The sequence below is a fragment of the Bacillus sp. AP50 genome, assembly GCF_040492675.1.
In the GTDB taxonomy this organism is placed as follows: domain Bacteria; phylum Bacillota; class Bacilli; order Bacillales; family Bacillaceae_G; genus Bacillus_A; species Bacillus_A cereus.
In genome coordinates, this window is record NZ_JBEUTW010000119.1 from 1 (window position 1) to 2,560 (window position 2,560).

Here is a 2,560-nt window from a genome sequence, read left to right on the forward strand (position 1 = left end):
ATTTTAGGAAGCACTCTAACAATTTTATAGAGAAGGAATAATTCTAGACCTACAAATGCAATTTCAGCCGCAACAATAATATAAGAGATGAATGAAAAAGCTTGTAAATAGTCACTTGGAATAATAAATCTTGCAAAAATATAACCAGCTATTACAACAGGAACTATATACGTTAACGAGTATCTTTTTCGAATAATGAAGAAATACGTGATGATTGGAATGACAAACATGCAATCTAATAATGACCCAAGCACAACTTCTTTCGGCGCAACTGGTACAATTGGAAGGGCATACAATAAATAGTTTGGTAGCATAATTAAAAAGACGAGTCCAATCCAAACACCTTTTCGCCTTCGTGATAGTGTAACCTCCATACGTTCACTCCTTTATTTAAAAACCTCATTTAAATGGTCTTTATAAAATGAAATGGCACGTTCAAATTCTTTTACTTCCTCTACTTTCACGACAGTTTCAAGTAATAATTTCATCGCTGATTCGTGATCGTTTACGTTATATTTTGCTAATGATAAAAATACTTTCATCGGAGCGTTCTCTGGGAATTTTTTCACCCCAGCTTCTAATACTGTAATTGCCTTTTCATATTCCCCTATACAACGATATGTACTTCCTAAACCAATATAAGCACCGCAAAGCGATTCGCCATCAAGTCCATTTGCGATTGCCTGCTCATAATACGGAACTGCTTCTGTTTCTAGCCCCATTACATCATGTATCCACGCACACTGATACAGTACTTCTGCATCCTTTGTAAAGTTTGTTAATCCTATAAGCATCTCTTTAGACTGCGCATATTTCTTTTCGTTTCTAAGTTTAATAGCTTGCTTTAATAAATGTTCCATAGAATCCACTCCTCACCAATTATTCTGTGTATAGCTCTTGATTGGTATACGCTTCACATTCGTGTAAAAGTAAAATTCCCACCAATTAAAGTTTCGCTTACTTATTACTATGCGGATTCATTCTCATCTAAAAACTTAATTTTAAAAAGCAGTGACACGATTACATAATAACTCTAAGCTTTTGACAATTTCTTTCGCTGTTTCATCTTTCCCATTACACAACTTCCCTTTACCATCCTGTCCAATTACATAATGCACAGCTCCGCGCGAATATAAAGAATGTGGTGAATTCGCAATCATTACATTCGCCCTTGCTTCTTTCATTCTATTTTTTGCTCTTTCAAACAGTTCTTCTTCATTTAAATCACTTTCAAGTTTAAAACCAACAAGTACTGTTTCTGGGTCCCATTCTTTTATTTGTTTTAATACTTTTGGAGCCTTTTGAAAGTGAATAATCGGTGCTATATCACTTGAAATTTTTCCGTTCATATTAAGAACATTACCATCTTGATCACAAATTTTCTCCACAATCCAATCTGATCCAGCCGCTGCCATAATGACTGCATCAATCTTTTCATGTGATATGATACTTTTCATTTTATCTTGTAAATCAACGATTCCTTCAAATGGATGTAATTCTAACCCTCTATGTACATCACTCGGTTTCTCCGCAAAATAACCGTGTAAATATATAACATGTGCCCCTTTAGCTAGAAGTTCTTCTGCGATTATCCTTCCGATTGTACCTTTGGCCATATTCGTATGCCCGCGTACTTGATCCCATTTTTCTAGACAACCACCGCTCGTAATTAATACCTTTTTCCCCTTCATTGTAACCATCCCTTACTAATTTTTCTTACGAAACCATTCTGTTCCAAAGTCAACTATATCACGCTGTTTCATTAGACGACACGTTGCATTCCCTATCTTCCCATTTTTTACAGTTCCTTTTCGCTCAAACTCCACACCAATTTCTACAAACTTCTCAGATTCGTAATCCATTTCAAAAAACTCTTTCCACACTCTTTCACCGTTTTCTATAATAGGTGCTCCTACTTGTATTAACTCACATGCACCAGAACGCACCTCGGATAAATGAACAGACGTATTGGAATCATATCCAACACCAATTAATAATACGTACCCGTCTAAATCATATATTTTTCTTAATGGAGATTCTTCTCCAAAGCTCATTGATAACGAATGGTTCATTGTTATTTCTACTGCATGTTTTCCCCATGCAGCAAAACTTCCTAACGGATGATTACTACGTACTACATTCGGATATGTACGAAAACATTCAACTATTTCACCCATTCCCCTTGTTGGGGTTATACGTGAATCAAATGCTGGGACGTTATCTCGGATAATTTGCCACCAGTCTTCCGGTACAGGTGGTCTTGACCAATGTTTCGGATCGGACAAATCCGAAGATTGCGTTGGCATTATTATCGTTCCTTCTTCCGTAACAACTTTCATTAATGCTTCTACTACAGCAACCGCACCACCAGATATCCACCCGATAGAACTTAGTGATGAATGAACGATAATTGTCATTCCTTTTTCGACTCCTAATGCTTTTAAATCTTTTGTTATTGTTTCGATTGTATTTGGAAATTGTGTACTTGCTACTATTTCATTCATTTTCATATTGGTTCCCCCACTAGCTACGTAAATTTAAACTTTTATATAAATATATT

At 35.8% G+C, this 2,560-nt stretch carries 4 protein-coding genes; all 4 read right to left on the reverse strand.

What is annotated here, in order from left to right:
* On the reverse strand, positions 1-374 hold a 374-nt coding region (locus tag ABWK52_RS10755; protein ID WP_353771932.1), incomplete at its 3' end, for a hypothetical protein.
* A gap of 12 nt (positions 375-386) precedes the next feature.
* Positions 387-860 (reverse strand): tetratricopeptide repeat protein, encoded by a 474-nt coding sequence (locus ABWK52_RS10760; RefSeq protein WP_000400636.1) that lies wholly within the window; start codon positions 858-860, stop codon positions 387-389.
* Positions 861-1,001: 141 nt separating this feature from the next.
* Positions 1,002-1,691, reverse strand: a complete 690-nt coding sequence (locus tag ABWK52_RS10765) for a phosphopantothenoylcysteine decarboxylase domain-containing protein (RefSeq protein WP_000676724.1) — start codon at positions 1,689-1,691, stop codon at positions 1,002-1,004.
* A 15-nt stretch (positions 1,692-1,706) separates the two neighbouring features.
* Positions 1,707-2,510, reverse strand: coding sequence for an aminoglycoside N(3)-acetyltransferase (locus tag ABWK52_RS10770; protein WP_000783344.1), 804 nt, complete (start codon positions 2,508-2,510; stop codon positions 1,707-1,709).
* Positions 2,511-2,560 lie beyond the last annotated feature (50 nt).

What these genes read in the sequence shown, in the direction of transcription:
- ABWK52_RS10760 (WP_000400636.1), bottom strand. Translation starts at nt 860, where the DNA reads ATGGAACATTTATTAAAGCAAGCTATTAAACTTAGAAACGAAAAGAAA.
- ABWK52_RS10765 (WP_000676724.1), bottom strand. Translation starts at nt 1,691, where the DNA reads ATGAAGGGGAAAAAGGTATTAATTACGAGCGGTGGTTGTCTAGAAAAA.
- ABWK52_RS10770 (WP_000783344.1), bottom strand. Translation starts at nt 2,510, where the DNA reads ATGAAAATGAATGAAATAGTAGCAAGTACACAATTTCCAAATACAATC.